The sequence below is a fragment of the Streptomyces sp. NPDC044704 genome, assembly GCF_056433525.1.
Window position 1 is genome coordinate 34,986 of record NZ_JBWKGY010000027.1, and the last position, 14,574, is coordinate 49,559.

Here is a 14,574-nt window from a genome sequence, read left to right on the forward strand (position 1 = left end):
CACTTCCTTCCGGGCCTCCGGCCGGGTCTGAATCCAGCAGAGATCGACCCCGTCGGCCGGAGCCCCCTTTCCAAGGGTTCACGTTGACCGACCACACCGGCACCACCCCCTCCGGCTCCACTCCTTCCGGCTCCGCCTCCGGCGCCGACGACCCCGTCTTCGCCGCCTTCATGGAGCTGCACGGCGGCCTGCCCCGGCAGGCACCCGGCTCCGACGCGACCACCCGGCGACTCCTCTCCCTCTGCGGACCCCTTCCCGAGCGGCCGCGCGTCCTCGACCTGGGCTGCGGTCCGGGCCGCAGCGCCCTGCTGCTCGCCGCCGAGGCGGGCGGCGCCGGCCTCGCCGAGGTGACCGCCGTCGACCTCCACCAGCCGTTCCTCGACGAGCTGCGCACGGCCGCCGAGGACCTCGGCCTCGACGACCGCGTCCACCCCGTCCGGGCGGACATGGCCGCGCTGCCCTTCGAGGACGGCTCCTTCGACCTCGTGTGGGCGGAGGGCTCCGCCTACGTCATCGGCTTCGACGCGGCGCTCGCCGCCTGGAAGCGGCTGCTCGCCCCCGGCGGCACCCTCGTCGTCACCGAGTGCGAGTGGACCGCCGACGAGCCCTCGGCCGGGGCGCGGGCGTTCTGGGACGCGCAGTACGCGCTGCGCTCCACCGCCCGCAACGTGGCGGCCGCGCAGGCCGCCGGATACCGGATCCTCGGCATCCACCCGCTCCCGGACGCCGACTGGGACGCGTACTACGGTCCACTGCGGGACCGGGTCCGGGACTTCGCCCCCTCGACCCCCGCCCGGCGGGCCGCGCTCGGCCTGACCCGCGAGGAGCTCGACGTGCGGGCCCGGCACGGCCACGAGTACGGGTACACCGGCCACGTCCTCGCCCCGGTCACCGCCGGCGGCGACGGGCGCTGGCCCGTACGGCCCGAGACCCCGGCCGACGCGGCCGCCGTACGGGCCGTCAACCTGGCGGCCTTCGGGACCCCGCTGGAGGCGGACCTCGTGGACGCGCTGCGCGCCGACGGGTCGTGGCTGCCGGGGCTCTCGTACGTGGCCGGGGCCCCCGACGGGTCGGTGGCGGCCCACGCCCTGCTGACCCGCTGCACGGTGGACGGGGCACCGGCGCTCGCGCTCGCCCCGGTGGCCGCCGACCCCGCGGTCCAGCGGTCGGGGGCCGGCAGCGCCGTCGTCCGGGCCCTGCTCGCGGCCGCCCGGGAACGGGGGGAATCGCTGGTGCTGGTCCTCGGGCATCCCGCGTACTACCCGCGCTTCGGTTTCGTGCCGGCGTCGCGGTTCGGGATCCGGGCCCCCTTCGAGGTACCGGACGCGGCGATGATGGCACTCGTGCTCGACGACCGCGTTCCGGTGCCGGCCGGAACCATCGCCTACCCGGCGCCGTTCGGCGTCTGACGCCGTCCTTGAACGGGTGAGCCGTCCGCCCTCCGTCGCCTATCACGCGGCGGGGGGCGGACATGCGCGGATCACCGAAGTGGGGACAAGCCGCTTTTGTACGGCAGACTGAAGGCCGGATTCCGAAGCGAAGGATGGGTATGCCGACCACACCAGCCACCGCCGCGCAGAGCGCGTCCCCCGGCACCGGCACTCAGGAAGCGATCATGCTCGAACTGGTCGACGAGTCCGGCAACACCATCGGCACGGCGGAGAAGCTGTCCGCCCATCAGGCCCCGGGGCTGCTGCACCGGGCGTTCTCCGTGTTCCTCTTCGACGAGCAGGGCCGGCTGCTGCTCCAGCAGCGCGCCCTCGGGAAGTACCACTCCCCCGGCGTCTGGTCGAACACGTGCTGCGGTCACCCCTACCCCGGGGAGTCCCCGTTCGCGGCGGCGGCCCGGCGCACCCATGAGGAGCTGGGGCTGTCGCCCTCGCTGCTCGCGGAGGCGGGGACCGTGCGCTACAACCATCCGGACCCCGCGTCCGGGCTGGTGGAGCAGGAGTACAACCACCTTTTCGTGGGACTCGCGCAGTCCGCGCCGAAGCCCGATCCCGAGGAGGTCGGCGACACCGCGTTCGTCACCGCGGAGGAGCTCGCCAAGCGGCACGCGGAGCAGCCGTTCTCGGCCTGGTTCATGACCGTGCTGGACGCGGCGCGGCCCGCGATCCGCGAGCTGACCGGCGACGCCGCGGGCTGGTAGCCCGTAGGCCCCCGGGTCCGGCCGGCCCGTCCGCCGGCCGACGGCCCGTACGTCCGCCGGCCCGTACGCGCGCACGGGCCGGTCAGGGCGCGGGGGTCCGCGGGGCGGTCAGGGGCAGGGCCGCCCAGATCACCTTGCCGCCCGTCGAGGTGTGCTCGACGTCGCAGACCCCGCCCGCCTCCCGCGTGACCTCACGCACGAGGAGCAGACCCCGGCCGCCGGTCTGGCCGAAGTCGGCCTCCAGCGCCTTGGGGCGGTACGGGTGGTTGTCCTCGACGGCCACCCGGACCCACTCGCGGCCCACCGCGACCTCGACGGCCACCTCGGGCGACAGCAGGGCCGCGTGCCGGACCGAGTTCGTCACCAGTTCGGAGACGATCAGCAGCAGGGAGTACACCAGGTCCTGATGGGCCGGCACCCCCTGGCGGCCGAGCAGGTCGCGGACCGCCCGGCGGGCCTGCGGAACGGATTCTTCTACCGCCGGCGCGGTGAAGCGCCACACTCCCTCGTACGCGAGGGGGTCCGCCGGAGCAGGCGCCTCACCTCCCCCGGCTGGCGGGACGCTCCCGCTGTCGTTCATGTTCAGGCCCCCGTCTTCGCGCTCGATCGTCTCCACGCGACAAGAGTGGGGAACAGCCTGGTCCGGACCGGACCGCTGACCAGAAGTCAGCGTCTATCGGACACTTTCTGACCACTGGCGTATGACAGAGTCAGTTGTTGGACTGTTCCTGATCCGATCCGGGTGCTTCACGGGAGGTCTCCCGCGCCCCCTCCGCCGCGCCCGCCGCCTCCGGCCCTGCCGCCACCTCGTCCTCCCTGACCAGGCCGAGGATCCGCCGGGCACCCATGCCCAGGGCGATCAGGCTCAGGCCGTCGAACAGCAGGGCGAGGGAGAAGAAGGCACCGATCACGTACTGGCTGCTGCCCGGCCAGCTCCACAGCACCAACACGCCGAGCAGGACGCCGAACGCGCCTTGGACGAGGGTGAGCCCGCACTCGGCCCCCCGCACCACCAGCGCGCCGACGAGGCGGAACAGGCCGCCGGTCAGGAACAGCAGCGCCGCGAACATGGTCAGCGCCTCCGCGCCGGCCTCGGGCCGCCGCAGGATCACGAACCCCGCGGCGATGTTGATCGCGGCGACGACGACCGCGAGCCAGAAGTAGTTGGTCCCCCGCGACAGCACGGCCTGCGCGAGGCCCACCACACCGCCGGTCAGCAGCAGCCAGCCGAAGAGGTACATCGAGGTCAAGGTGGCCAGGCCGGTGTACACGAGGCCCACGAGTCCGGCCAGCACGAGGACCGCCCCGAGCAGGGCCAGCAGCCCGTAGCTGCGGCTGAGCTCCTTCTTCTCCTGCTTCCGTTCGGGGTCGGTACGGTCTGCGCGCATGGACGTGCCACCTTTCCGCACCCCCCGGGGCCGGACTCCCCTTGATCATAGGATCGGCGGCCCCGGATAGCATCCGGCGCATGGACGCAGCCCGGGACGCAGCCCTCCCCCACACGGTCGTCGACGGGGTGGCCACCGTCGTCATCACGCACCCCGCCAAGCGCAACGCCATGACCGCCTCGATGTGGCGGGCGCTGCCCGCACTGCTGCCGGGGCTCGCCGCGGACCCCGCCGTCCGGGTGCTGGTGCTGACCGGGGCCGGTCCCACCTTCTGCGCGGGCGCCGACATCTCCTCGCTCACCGGGGACGACGACCCCCAGACCCTGTCCGTGGCGGCCGAGGAGGCCCTCGCGGCCTTCCCCAAGCCGACCGTCGCGGCGATCCGGGGCTTCTGCGTGGGCGGCGGGAGCCAGCTCGCGGCGGCCTGCGACCTGCGCTTCGCCGAGCAGGGCGCCTCCTTCGGGGTGACCCCGGCGAAGCTGGGCATCGTCTACCCGGCGTCCTCCACCCGCAGGCTCGCCTCGCTGGTCGGCCCGTCCTGGGCCAAGTACCTGCTGTTCTCCGCCGAGTTGATCAGCGCGGAGCAGGCCCTGCGGGCGGGGTTCCTGAACGAGCTGCTGCCCCCCGGCGAACTCGACGGGCGGGTCGCGGAGTTCGCGCGTGTCCTGACCACCCGCTCGCGGCTGACCCAGGCCGCGGCCAAGGAGTTCGCGGACGGCCGGACGGACCGGGACGCGTACTGGACGGGACAGGCCGCGGCGAGCGGCGACACCGCGGAGGGCGTCGCCGCGTTCCTGGAACGCCGCGCTCCGGTGTTCAGCTGGCCGTCAGCGGATTAGCGGCCCGCAGCCGGGCGACGATCTCCGCCGGGGCCTTCTCCGGGGAACCCGCGTCGTACGGGGGCTGGGGGTCGTACTCGCACATCAGCTGGACGGTCTGCGCGTACGTGTCCCCCGCGATCCGGCCGAGCAGGCCGAGGCCCATGTCGATGCCGGACGAGACCCCGGCAGCGGTCACGTACTTGCCGTCGTACACCACCCGTTCCCCGGTGGGCCGGGCGCCGAAGGGGACCAGCTGGTCGAGGTAGAGCCAGTGCCCGGCGGCCTTGCGGCCGTCGAGCAGCCCGGCGGCGGCGAGCAGCAGGGAGCCGGTGCAGACGGAGGTGGTCCAGGTCGTCGTCGCGTCGACCTCGCGGAGCCAGTCGAGGACGGCGGGGTTCTTCATCTCCAGCTCCGGGTGCGGTCCGCCGGGCACGACGACGATGTCCGGGCGCGTCACCTCGCCGAGCGAGCGGTCCGCGACGAGCGCGAGGGCCCCGTTGTCGGTGCGCACCGGCCCCGGGCGCTCGGAGACGAAGACGGTCTCCGCGCCGTCGAGCCGGCCGAGGGTGTCGAAGGGGCCGATGGCGTCGAGGGCGGTGAAGCGGTCGTAGAGCAGTACGGCGATCTGCATGGTTCCTCCGGAGTCGTGGTCGGGTGGGGCGGGGTCCGGGTGCCCGGGGGTCCGGGCGTCCGCGGTGGTGGTCAGGCAGCGGGCTCGGGTGGTCAGCGGGCCGGGGCCGGGACGGGCGGCGGCTGCGGGCCGAAGCGGCGCCGGTATTCGGCGGGGGACTGGCCGAGGGTCCTGACGAAGGCCCGGCGGAGCGCCTCCGGGGTGCCGTAGCCGCACTCCCGGGATATCCGCGCGACCCCGTCCCGGCCGTCCTCCAGGAGCCGCCGGGCGTGCTCCACCCGGACCCGCTCGACGTACCGCCCCGGCGTCACCCCGGTCTCCGCCTGGAAGGCCCGTGCGAAGTGCCGCGGCGAGAGCGCGGCGCGGGCGGCGAGGGCCTCCACGCTGAGGTCCCCGTCCGGATGCTCGGTGATCCACTGCTGGACGTCCCGCAGCGGCTCCCGGCGGGCCGTCTGCGCGGCCAGCTGGGCACTGAACTGGGCCTGGTTGCCGGGCCGGCGCAGGAACACCACGAGGTGGCGGGCGATCAGCAGGGCCGTGTCCCGGCCGAAGTCCTCCTCGACCAGGGCGAGCGCCAGGTCGATCCCGGCGGTCACCCCCGCCGAGGTGGCCACGCGGCCGTCCAGGACGTAGATCGGGTCCGGCTCGACCGTCACCCGCGGGTAGTCCCGGGCCATCTGCTCGCACACGCTCCAGTGCGTCGTGGCCCGGCGGCCGTCCAGCAGCCCGGCCTCGGCCAGCAGCAGTCCCCCGGTGCACACGGACACGAGCCGTTCCGCACGCCCCCCGTGCGCCCGGAGCCAGTCGGTGAGCCGGGGCTCGAAGTCGCCCGTGTACCGGCCGCCGGGCACCAGCACGGTGGCCCCCGGACCCGGGCGGGCGCCCTCCAGGTCCCCGTCGGGAACCAGGACCAGCCCGCTGGAGGTCCGTACGGGAGCGCCTCCCGGCGACACCGTCCGGATCGCGTACCCACCCTCCGCCGGGGAGCGGGCGACGGCGCCGAACACCTCGACGGGGCCGGTCACGTCCAGGCTCTGGACGCCGTCGTAGAGGAGGACCAGCACGTTGCGCGGTGACATGCCTCCATGGTGTGACCCCGCCCCCATGGCCGCAATGACGTGCATCCCACCTATCCGGCCATGACGGCGGCCGTGCGATCCTTCCGGAACACCCCCGCACAGGTCCGGCCGGGATCCCGGCCGCCCACGTCCCGGAGCAGTGCCCTGAACACCGTCCTCGCCGAGTCCCTGTCGGTCGCCGCCCTCCTCGGCGTGCTGGCCTTCGCCGTGCTGCGCCCGCGCGGACTGCCGGAGGCCGCGGCCGCCGTACCGGCCGCCGCGCTGCTCGTGGCCCTCGGCGCGGTCTCCCCCGCCGACGCCTGGGGGCAGCTGCGCGAGCTGCTGCCCGTGGTCGGCTTTCTGGCCGTGATCCTGGTCCTCGCCCAGCTGTGCGCCGACGAGGGGCTGTTCCGTGCCGTCGGCGCGGCCGTGGCCCGGCGGTCGGCCGGGCGGGGGCCGGGGACCCTGCTGGGCCCGGTCTTCCTGGTGGCCTCGCTGGTCACCGCCTCGCTGAGCCTGGACGCCACCGTGGTGCTGCTGACCCCGGTCGTCCTGGCGACCGCCGCCCACCTCGGGGCGCGGCCGCGGCCGTACGTGTTCGCCACCGCGCACCTCGCGAACACGGCCTCGCTGCTGCTCCCCGTGTCGAACCTGACCAACCTCCTCGCCTTCGCGGCGAGCGGACTCACCTTCACCCGGTTCGCGGCGCTGATGGCGCTGCCCTGGGCGGTGGCGATCGGGATCGAGTACGCGGTGTTCCGCCGCTGGTTCCGTGCCGATCTCACGGCCCCGCCCGAGCACGCCCCGGAGGCCGTCGAGCGGGTGCCGATGCCGCGCTTCGCGCTCGCCGTGCTCATCCTGACGCTGGCCGGGTTCGCCGTGGCCTCCTTCGCGGGGGCCAGTCCGGCCTGGGCGGCGCTGGCCGGAGCGGTGGTCCTGGGCGTACGGGCGCTGCGCCGCCGCGAGACCACGCCGTTCCGGCTGGTGGCGTCGGCGGCGCCGGCCTTCTGCGTGTTCGTCCTCGCGCTCGGGGTGGTGGTACGGGCCGTGGTGGACCACGGTCTCGGTGACGGGCTGGAGCGGGTACTGTCGGCCGGGGACTCGCTGGCCGCGCTGCTCGCGGTGGCGGGCGTGGCCGCCGTACTCGCCAACCTGATCAACAACCTGCCGGCGGTGCTCGCGCTGCTCCCGCTGGCCGCGCCGGGCGGGGCCGGGCCGGTGCTGGCGGTGCTGATCGGCGTCAACATCGGCCCGAACCTGACGTACGCCGGTTCGCTGGCCACGCTGCTGTGGCGGCGCATCCTGCACGGACACGGCGAACGCGTCGCGCTCGGGGACTTCACCCGGCTCGGGCTGATCACCACCCCCGCGGCGCTCGTCGCGGCGGTCACCGCCCTGTGGGCCGGACTGCGGCTGATCGGCGCGTAGGGCGGGGTGTCCGGCCGTTCGGGCCGGGCCCGGGGCCTGTCCGGTGCGCGGATAGGATCGGGGCATCATGACTGCCACCCTCGTCGCCAAGAAGCTCACCGCCGCGCACGGTGAGCGCACGCTCTTCGCCGATCTCGACCTCGTCGTCGCGCCCGGCGACGTCATCGGACTCGTCGGCGTCAACGGCGCCGGGAAGTCCACCCTGCTGCGGCTCCTCGCCGGGCTGGACACCCCCGAGACCGGTGAGCTGCGGCTCTCCCCGCCCGGGGCGGCCGTCGGCCACCTGCCGCAGGAGCCCGAGCGGCGTCCCGGCGAGTCGGTCCGGGAGTTCCTCGCCCGGCGCACCGGCGTCGCCGCCGCGCAGGCCGAACTGGACGGGGCCACCCAGGGGCTCGTGGACGGCACCCCGGGTGCGGACGACGCCTATGCCGACGCCCTCGACCGGTGGCTGAACCTCGGTGGCGCCGATCTCGACGAGCGGGCCCAGGAGGTCGCCGACGAGCTCGGTCTCGGAGTCGGCCTGGACCTGCCGATGACGGCGCTGTCCGGCGGCCAGGCCGCCCGCGCCGGTCTGGCCTCGCTGCTGCTGTCCCGGTACGACGTGTTCCTGCTGGACGAGCCCACCAACGACCTGGACCTGGCGGGTCTGGAGCGGCTGGAGCAGTTCGTCAAGGGGCTGCGCGCGGGCACCGTGGTGATCAGCCACGACCGCGAGTTCCTGACCCGCACGGTCACCAAGGTCCTCGAACTCGACCTGGCCCAGCAGCAGATCAACCTCTACGGCGGCGGCTACGACTCCTACCTGGAGGAACGGGAGCGGGCCCGCGGCCACGCCCGCGAGGAGTTCGAGGAGTACGCGGGCAAGAAGTCGGCCCTGGAGGGCCGGGCGCAGATGCAGCGCAACTGGATGGACAAGGGCGTGCGCAACGCCCGCCGCAAGTCCTCCGACAACGACAAGATCGGCAAGAACCTGCGCGGCGAGTCCAGCGAGAAGCAGGCCGCCAAGGCCCGCCAGACGCAGCGCGCGATCGAGCGGCTGGAGGTCGTCGAGGAGCCCCGCAAGGAGTGGGAGCTGCGCATGGAGATCGCGGCGGCCCCGCGCTCCGGCTCGGTCGTCGCCACGCTGCGCGAAGCGGCCGTGCGGCGCGGGGACTTCGCCTTCGGTCCGGCCAGCCTCCAGATCGACTGGGCGGACCGGGTCGCGATCACCGGGGCGAACGGCGCCGGGAAGTCCACCCTGCTCGCGGTCCTGCTGGGCCGTCTGGCACCGGACTCCGGCTCCGCCGTACTCGGTTCCGGCGTCCTGGTCGGCGAGGTGGACCAGGCCCGCGGGCTGTTCCTCGGCGGCGAGCCGCTGCTGGAGGCGTTCTGCGCGGCGGTCCCGGACACCGAACCGGCGGAGGTCCGTACGCTGCTGGCCAAGTTCGGTCTGAAGGCGGCGCACGTCCTGCGTCCGGCGGCGACCCTCTCCCCCGGCGAGCGCACCCGGGCGGCGCTGGCGCTGCTCCAGGGCCGCGGGGTGAACCTGCTGGTCCTCGACGAGCCGACGAACCACCTCGACCTGCCGGCGATCGAGCAGCTGGAGGCCGCGCTGGAGGCCTACGAGGGCACCCTGCTGCTGGTCACCCACGACCGCCGCATGCTGGACGCCGTCCACGTGACCCGCCGCCTGGAGGTCGTCGGCGGCAAGGTCACGGAGCTGTAAGGGGCATCGAGCCCCTGGAGGCTTCGGGCCTCCGGAGGCGGCGAGCCCCCGGTGCCGGCGGGCCGGGCCGCGATCTCCGCTGCCCCGGCCACGGCCGGCTCCCGGCGGGTCAGTTCGCGGGCTCGGCCGGCGCCCGCCGGGTGCGGGCCATCCTGCGGGCCACGAAGCCGCGCGGCAGGTGGCGGGCGGCGAGGGCGTACGCCTGGTAGCGGCGGCCCGTGATGCTGACCGGGCGGCGCAGGGCCAGGTCGCGCAGGGCCTTGGCCACCACGGCCTCCGGCTCCAGCCAGACCGCGTCGCGCAGCGAGCTGACGTCCATGCCGGCCCGCTCCTGGAACTCGGTGCGGGTGAAGCCCGGCACCACGGCCAGCACCCGGACCCCGTACGGCTCCATGTCCACCCGCAGGGATTCGCTGAAGGCCGTCACCCAGGCCTTGGCGGCCCCGTACGTCCCCGTCGGCAGCAGCCCCGCGACGGACGCCACGTTCAGCACGGCGCCCCGGCGGCGCTCGCGCAGCCCGGGCAGCACGGCGTGCGTGAGGCGCAGCGGGACCTTCACGAGGAGGTCCAGCATCCGCTCCTCGTCCTCGACCGGGCTGTACGGGAAGGGCGCGGGCAGTCCGAACCCGGCGTTGTTGACCAGGACGTCCACGGGCCGGGCCGGGTCGGCGAGCCGTCCGGCGACGACCGCGCACTGCCCCGCGTCCAGCAGGTCGGCGGGCAGCACCTCGCAGACGGCGCCGTACTCCCGGCCGAGCTCCGCGGCGACCGAGTCCAGGCGGTCCTTGTCGCGGGCGACGAGGACCAGGTCGCAGCCCTTCGCCGCGAAGCCGCGGGCGAAGGCCGCACCGAGTCCGGCGCTGGCTCCGGTGATGAGAACGGTGGTCAAGGCGAGTCCACTTCCTACGGGTTCGGTTCAGGCGGTACGGGGGTCGAAGGCGGTGGTCTCGGGCGCGGCCCAGGCGTGGGCGACGTCCACCAGGAAACCGGCCTCGCCCTCCAGGTCGCCGTCCTGCGCCGACGTCTGGATCGCGGCCGGCAGTTCGAGGGCCGCGGCCAGGTCCGGCCGGCCGGGCAGTCCGGCGAGCTTCGCCTGCCGGGCATGCTTGAGTACGCAGGCCAGCGCGGCCGCCGTGCGCCGCGGCTCGGGGATCCCGCTCCCGGCGACGTGGCCGCGCGCGAGCTCCGGCACGCCCGGGGCGACGTACTCGCCGAGGATCAGGATGGCGTCGCGGGTCTCGATGACCTTGCGGTAGACGAGCAGGCCGCGCGGCAGCGGCGGCCAGAGCAGTTCCAGCACCCGTCCGGCCCGGGGCCGGGAGAGCACCACGTGCGGCACGGCCTCGACGAGGTCCCGCCACAGCGGCCACAGCCGCCAGGCGGTGGTGATGTCGGCGGCGGTGCGGCGCAGCGTGAACAGGGTCGGCACGAGGATCGCGGCGGCGCGCAGCAGGCCGTGCAGGTTCATGAGCAGCGGCAGGGCGGGCATGGCCCAGGTGCTGCCGAACAGCGCCTTGAGCAGGTACGCGAACCAGAACAGCCCGGCCAGGGCGGTGCCGAGGCCGAACAGCCGGAGCCCGGCGGCCAGTCCGCGGCTCTCCGTACGGAGGCTGTAGCGCCAGCAGACGAAGACGCAGACGGTGTTGGCGATCAGGTGGGCGGAGATCAGGACGAGCCAGTAGGTGAGCGAGGGCACCGGGTCGCCGACGGGCGGCATGGTGTGGCTGCCGTGGCCGGGCGCGGCCGCGTCCAGGCCGACGAGGGCGGCCAGCCACAGCAGGGTGCCGGCCCAGGCGGCGCGCTGGAGGCCGCGGCCGCGGGTGGCGGCGGCCACGAAGTAGAGCACGGCGCCGGCGGACAGGACGCCGATGAGGTTGCGGACGAGGCCGACGGCGTGCGCGTAGTCGGGGTCGCGGCTCGTGGCGTGGGCGACGACGGCGGGCAGGTTGAGGGTCATCGCCGCGGCGGCGGTGGCGACCGCGAGCCACAGGCCGCGCTGCTGGGGGGAGCGCAGGGCGCCGGGGGCGCGCAGCAGGACGGCCGCCCACAGGCACAGGACACTCGGTACGGCGAGCCAGTCGCCGATGCGGGCGAGGTCAGCCGTCATCGCGCGGACCCCGCTCGTAGCCCATGGCGGACTCCAGCCGGGCGAGCGCGCCCCGGGCCGGGGTGGCCGGCCGCGGCCGTGCCGGGCCGGCGGTGCGGGTGCGGATCATGCTGGCGAGCATCTCCGCCTCCCGTTCCTGGCGGGTGGTGTAGTTGGTGCGGCCGAGGACCTCAGGGGCCCGGCCGTCCCTCTCCTCGCCTTCGAGGGAGTGGTGGCCGAAGAGGATGTGCCCGAGTTCGTGGAGCACGATGTGCTCCCGGTGCAGGGGGGTGGTCCGGGCCTCGTAGAAGACGTAGTCGACGCTCGCGGTCCCCACCCACAGGCCGCAGACACCGGATTCGGCGGCCTCGCGCGGCAGGGGGTGCAGCCGGATCGGGCGTCCACGCTGTTCGGCGACGCGTGCGCACAGTCCGTCGAGGGAGAACGGGCGCGGCAGATCCAAATGGCCGAGAATCAACTCGCACCGTTTGCGGAGGCTGGGATCCCCATGGGCCATGTGTTCCCTCTTCGGACCCTTTCTCGGGCAGCGTCGGTAGGCGTGCGGGGGCATCGGCATACGGTCCTGTGCCTTGAGGCGGCCTCGGGAGTGCGCTCCGGAGGAGGGAAGGTGGAACGCCCGTCCGTCGAGACGAACGGACGTTCCACCATGCCTACAGATTCCGTACGGGGGTTGGCAAGGCATGTCCCCAGGTGGGGTGCCTATCCGGCCATGTCCGCCGCCCGGTCAGGACTTTCGCCGCCGACGCCCCGTCAGGACCGCTTGCGGCGGTCCTCGGGGCCGGTGAGCCCGGCCCGGCGCAGGGCGTCGGCCATCGCGCTGTTCGCGGGGGCCGGGGCGCCGCCGCCCGGACGGCCCTGGCCGCCCTGGCCGCCCTGTCGCTGGCCTGCGCCCGCGCCGCCGCGCCGGTCCTGGCCGCCGCCCCGGCGCTCCTGGCCGCCCTGGGCCGCGCCCTGGCCGCCGCCCTGGGCCGCCGCGCCGCGCTGCTGCGGGGGCCGGCCCCCGCCGCCCCGGCGCTCCTCGCGCTGCCTCGGCGCGCCCGCGCCGCGTTCCGCCCCGGCCTCGTCCTCCAGGCGCAGGGTCAGCGAGATCCGCTTGCGCGGGATGTCCACGTCCATGACCTTGACCCGGACGATGTCGCCCGGCTTGACCACGTCCCGCGGGTCCTTGACGAAGGTCTTCGACAGGGCCGAGACGTGGGCGAGGCCGTCCTGGTGGACGCCGATGTCGATGAACGCCCCGAAGGCCGCCACGTTGGTGACGACGCCCTCCAGGATCATCCCCGGGGCCAGGTCGCCGATCTTCTCCACGCCCTCCTTGAAGGTGGCCGTCTTGAAGGCGGGTCGCGGGTCGCGGCCCGGCTTCTCCAGCTCGCGCAGGATGTCGGTGACCGTGGGCAGGCCGAAGGCCTCGGTGACGAACTGCTCGGGCCGCAGGGAGCGCAGGACGGCCGGGTTCCCGATGAGGGCCGCGACCTCGCCGCCCGCCGTCTTGCCCATCGCCCGGACGACCGGGTACGTCTCCGGGTGCACGGCGGAGGCGTCCAGCGGGTCGTCGCCGTCGCGGATGCGCAGGAAGCCGGCGCACTGCTCGTACGCCTTCGGGCCGAGGCGGGCCACGTCCTTGAGGCCCTTGCGGCTGCGGAAGGGGCCGTTGGAGTCGCGGTGGGACACGATGTTCTCGGCGAGGGTGCCGCTGATGCCCGACACCCGCGAGAGCAGGGGCGCGGACGCGGTGTTGACGTCCACGCCGACGCCGTTCACGCAGTCCTCGACGACCGCGTCGAGGGAGCGGGAGAGCTTCACCTCGGACAGGTCGTGCTGGTACTGGCCGACGCCGATCGACTTCGGGTCGATCTTGACGAGCTCGGCGAGCGGGTCCTGGAGCCGGCGGGCGATGGAGACGGCGCCGCGCAACGACACGTCCATGCCCGGGAGTTCCTGCGAGGCGAAGGCCGAGGCGGAGTACACGGACGCGCCGGCCTCGGAGACCATCACCTTGGTCAGGCCCAGCTCGGGGTGGCGGGTGATGAGGTCCCCGGCGAGCTTGTCGGTCTCGCGGGAGGCGGTGCCGTTGCCGATGGCGACCAGCTCGACCGCGTGCTCCCGGGCGAGGCGGGCCAGCTTGGCGAGGGACTCGTCCCACCGGTTCGCCGGTACGTGGGGGTGGATGACGTCCGTGGCGACGACCTTGCCGGTCGCGTCGACGACGGCCACCTTGACGCCGGTGCGGAAGCCCGGGTCCAGGCCGAGCGTGGCCCGGGTGCCGGCGGGGGCGGCGAGGAGCAGGTCGCGCAGGTTCGCCGCGAAGACCCGTACGGCCTCGTCCTCGGCGGCGGCGCGCAGCCGGGAGCGCAGGTCGATGCCGAGGTGCACCTGGATCTTCGTGCGCCAGGCCCAGCGGACGGTGTCGGCCAGCCACTTGTCGCCGGGACGGTCGCGGTCCGCGACGCCGAAGCGGCGGGCGATCATCCCCTCGTACGTGGACGGCCCGGGGACCTCGGAGGGCTCCTCCGGCTCCAGGTCGAGGGTCAGGACGTCCTCCTTCTCGCCGCGGAGCATGGCGAGCACGCGGTGCGAGGGGAGGGCGGTGAACGGCTCGGCGAAGTCGAAGTAGTCGGCGAACTTGGCGCCGGCCTCCTCCTTGCCCTCGCGGACCTTCGCGGCGAGCCGGCCGCGGCCCCACATGCGTTCGCGGAGCTCGCCGATCAGGTCGGCGTCCTCGGCGAACTTCTCGGTGAGGATGGCGCGGGCGCCCTCCAGCGCGGCGGCCGGGTCGGCGACGCCCTTGCCCTCGTCGACGAAGGCGGCCGCGGCGGCGGCCGGTTCGACGGAGGGGTCGGCGAGCAGGCCCTCGGCGAGCGGCTCCAGGCCGGCCTCGCGGGCGATCTGGGCCTTGGTGCGGCGCTTGGGCTTGAAGGGGAGGTAGATGTCCTCCAGCCGGGCCTTGGTGTCGGCCGCGTTGATGCGTGCCTCCAGCGCTTCGTCGAGCTTGCCCTGCTCGCGCACGGATTCGAGGATGGCGGCCCGCCGGTCCTCCAGTTCGCGCAGGTACCGCAGCCGCTCCTCCAGGGTGCGCAGCTGGGCGTCGTCGAGCATCTCGGTCGCTTCCTTGCGGTAGCGCGCGATGAAGGGGACGGTGGAACCGCCGTCGAGCAGCTCGACGGCGGCCTTGACCTGCCGCTCCCGTACGCCGAGCTCCTCGGCGATCCTGCCTTCGATGGACATCGTCACTGTGCGGTCCCGCCTGCCTTCGTTTGCGTGGAAGGCTGCCAATTGTGGCAGGTGAC

At 74.4% G+C, this 14,574-nt stretch carries 13 protein-coding genes; 5 read left to right on the plus strand and 8 right to left on the minus strand.

The features are described from left to right. The first annotated feature begins 170 nt into the window (after positions 1-170). Positions 171-1,409 (plus strand): GNAT family N-acetyltransferase, encoded by a 1,239-nt coding sequence (locus tag AC07B0_RS36655; protein WP_469383796.1) that lies wholly within the window; start codon positions 171-173, stop codon positions 1,407-1,409. Positions 1,410-1,549: 140 nt separating this feature from the next. Next, positions 1,550-2,149 (plus strand): isopentenyl-diphosphate Delta-isomerase, encoded by a 600-nt coding sequence (idi, locus tag AC07B0_RS36660; protein ID WP_469383741.1) that lies wholly within the window; start codon positions 1,550-1,552, stop codon positions 2,147-2,149. Positions 2,150-2,231: 82 nt separating this feature from the next. Here the strand turns inward: idi and AC07B0_RS36665 are convergent, their stop codons facing one another. Both AC07B0_RS36665 and AC07B0_RS36670 read right to left on the minus strand, forming a co-directional pair. Further along, the gene (locus AC07B0_RS36665; RefSeq protein ID WP_356878012.1) at positions 2,232-2,729 is read right to left on the minus strand and encodes an ATP-binding protein; all 498 of its coding nucleotides are present in this window, start codon (positions 2,727-2,729) and stop codon (positions 2,232-2,234) included. A gap of 130 nt (positions 2,730-2,859) precedes the next feature. Beyond that, entirely contained in the window at positions 2,860-3,537 is a 678-nt protein-coding gene (locus tag AC07B0_RS36670) for an HdeD family acid-resistance protein (protein ID WP_469383743.1), read from the minus strand. An 80-nt stretch (positions 3,538-3,617) separates the two neighbouring features. Here AC07B0_RS36670 and AC07B0_RS36675 point away from each other — a divergent pair, with 80 nt between their 5' ends. Next, positions 3,618-4,376: an enoyl-CoA hydratase/isomerase family protein gene (locus AC07B0_RS36675; RefSeq protein WP_469383745.1), complete on the plus strand. Its 759-nt coding sequence runs from the start codon at positions 3,618-3,620 to the stop codon at positions 4,374-4,376. Here AC07B0_RS36675 and AC07B0_RS36680 read toward each other — a convergent pair. Then, positions 4,354-4,989, minus strand: coding sequence for a DJ-1/PfpI family protein (locus AC07B0_RS36680; protein ID WP_356877986.1), 636 nt, complete (start codon positions 4,987-4,989; stop codon positions 4,354-4,356). The genes AC07B0_RS36675 and AC07B0_RS36680 overlap by 23 nt on opposite strands. A gap of 92 nt (positions 4,990-5,081) precedes the next feature. After that, complete coding sequence (locus AC07B0_RS36685) at positions 5,082-6,068, minus strand: GlxA family transcriptional regulator (protein ID WP_469383747.1); 987 nt, start codon at positions 6,066-6,068, stop codon at positions 5,082-5,084. A 144-nt stretch (positions 6,069-6,212) separates the two neighbouring features. Between AC07B0_RS36685 and AC07B0_RS36690 the strand changes: the two genes are divergently transcribed. Both AC07B0_RS36690 and AC07B0_RS36695 read left to right on the plus strand, forming a co-directional pair. Beyond that, on the plus strand, positions 6,213-7,475 hold the full coding sequence (locus AC07B0_RS36690) for an ArsB/NhaD family transporter (protein ID WP_469383800.1): 1,263 nt from the start codon (positions 6,213-6,215) through the stop codon (positions 7,473-7,475). Between the two features lie 67 nt (positions 7,476-7,542). Further along, entirely contained in the window at positions 7,543-9,180 is a 1,638-nt protein-coding gene (locus AC07B0_RS36695) for an ABC-F family ATP-binding cassette domain-containing protein (protein ID WP_469383749.1), read from the plus strand. Positions 9,181-9,289: 109 nt separating this feature from the next. Here the strand turns inward: AC07B0_RS36695 and AC07B0_RS36700 are convergent, their stop codons facing one another. The 4 genes from AC07B0_RS36700 to AC07B0_RS36715 all read right to left on the minus strand — a co-directional run bounded on the left by AC07B0_RS36700 (position 9,290) and on the right by AC07B0_RS36715 (position 14,518). Further along, positions 9,290-10,069 carry an SDR family NAD(P)-dependent oxidoreductase gene (locus AC07B0_RS36700; RefSeq protein WP_356877983.1) on the minus strand — a complete coding sequence of 260 codons (780 nt, stop codon included), beginning with the start codon at positions 10,067-10,069 and terminating at the stop codon, positions 9,290-9,292. A gap of 27 nt (positions 10,070-10,096) precedes the next feature. Beyond that, the gene (locus AC07B0_RS36705; RefSeq protein ID WP_478900115.1) at positions 10,097-11,287 is read right to left on the minus strand and encodes an MAB_1171c family putative transporter; all 1,191 of its coding nucleotides are present in this window, start codon (positions 11,285-11,287) and stop codon (positions 10,097-10,099) included. Next, complete coding sequence (locus tag AC07B0_RS36710; RefSeq protein ID WP_356877981.1) at positions 11,277-11,729, minus strand: M78 family metallopeptidase domain-containing protein; 453 nt, start codon at positions 11,727-11,729, stop codon at positions 11,277-11,279. The genes AC07B0_RS36705 and AC07B0_RS36710 overlap by 11 nt, the downstream gene beginning before the upstream one ends. 308 nt (positions 11,730-12,037) lie before the next feature. Then, the gene (locus AC07B0_RS36715) at positions 12,038-14,518 is read right to left on the minus strand and encodes a Tex family protein (RefSeq protein ID WP_478900116.1); all 2,481 of its coding nucleotides are present in this window, start codon (positions 14,516-14,518) and stop codon (positions 12,038-12,040) included. Positions 14,519-14,574 lie beyond the last annotated feature (56 nt).